General features: G+C 47.6%; 1 protein-coding gene. It reads left to right on the plus strand.

Annotated features, from left to right (window positions below):
• Positions 1–1,364, plus strand: a 1,364-nt coding sequence (locus ACS8FD_RS14675; protein ID WP_439276396.1) for a helix-hairpin-helix domain-containing protein, incomplete at both ends; no start/stop codon positions are given.

The following is a 1,364-nucleotide window of genomic DNA, read 5'->3' on the forward strand; positions in this document are numbered from 1 at the left end:
TCGTCCACGTCGTCGCTCCCCGGCGGCCAAGGCGCGCGCTGCTGGTCTCGATGTGGTAGCACAAGCGGTCTTGACGCAAGAGATTACCCCGATAGAGGCTTTAGCTGACTATCAAGCACCAAGCAGTCTGTCTGATGATAGCGGTAATGAGATCGAAGTTGATTTTAGCGATATCGACAAACAACTGGCTGGTGTACAAGCCATCATCGTCGATGAGTGGACACAGGCACTGAATCTACTCGATGGTTTGCGTAATGGTTTTGCAAAAACGGCCAGTATCGTCTCCACTGTTGCAAGTGATGAAAAACGCGAAGTCGGTGAAAAATTCAAAGACTATTTTGAGCATAGCGAAAGCCTTGCCCGTCTACCTAATCATCGTTTGCTTGCGATGTTACGCGGTCGTCAAGAAAACGTCTTAGGTCTCAAAATCGAAGGCGAAGATGCCCCTTTTATCGAAAAAATCATTAGTCATTTCGATGTCGATGCTAAAGCGCCTGCTGAGCGCCGTGAGTTTTTGGCACAAGCAGCAACTAGTCTGTGGAAAGATAAGTGGCGTCCGCATATTGAGCATCGTTTGTTGACTGAAAAGCGTCTGACTGCTGAGGCTGATGCAATCGATGTATTTGCCAATAATTTGCAGCACTTACTAATGTCAGCACCGGCTGGTCGTAAAGTGATTTTAGGTGTCGATCCTGGTATTCGTCATGGCGTCAAAATGGCGATTGTCGATGCCCAAGGTCATGTCATGTTAGACGGCGAAGACAAGCCTGTCGTGGCAACAGTTTATCCATTTGCGCCTGACAATAAGATGGTCGAGGCCAAAAAAGTCATTAATGAGCTACTAAGCACTTATGATGTTGATCTAGTCGCTATCGGTAACGGGACTGCTAGCCGCGAAACAGATGCGATGGTAAAAGAGATTTTGGCTGCGAATGCTGCTTTAAAAGCCAAAGCCGTCATCGTCAATGAGTCTGGCGCATCAGTCTATTCTGCAAGCGAGCTTGCCAGCGATGAGCTTGCCAACTTAGATGTATCTGTACGCGGCGCGGTATCCATCGCTCGCCGCTTACAAGATCCGCTCTCAGAGCTGGTAAAGGTTGATCCAAAAGCGATTGGTGTTGGTCAATATCAGCATGATGTGAACCAAAGTCAGTTGGCTGATAGTCTTGATAAAGTGACTCAAGATAGCGTGAATGCGGTTGGTGTTGATGTCAATACAGCAAGTCCTGCTATCTTAGCGCACATCGCAGGTTTGAATAAAAATGTCGCTCAGCAAATCGTCACTTACCGTAAAGAACATGGCGCATTTGATAGTCGTGAAGCGCTCAAAAACGTTCCGCGTTTAGGCGCTAAGACCTTTGAGC

It is taken from the genome of Psychrobacter sp. 1U2, from assembly GCF_051847575.1.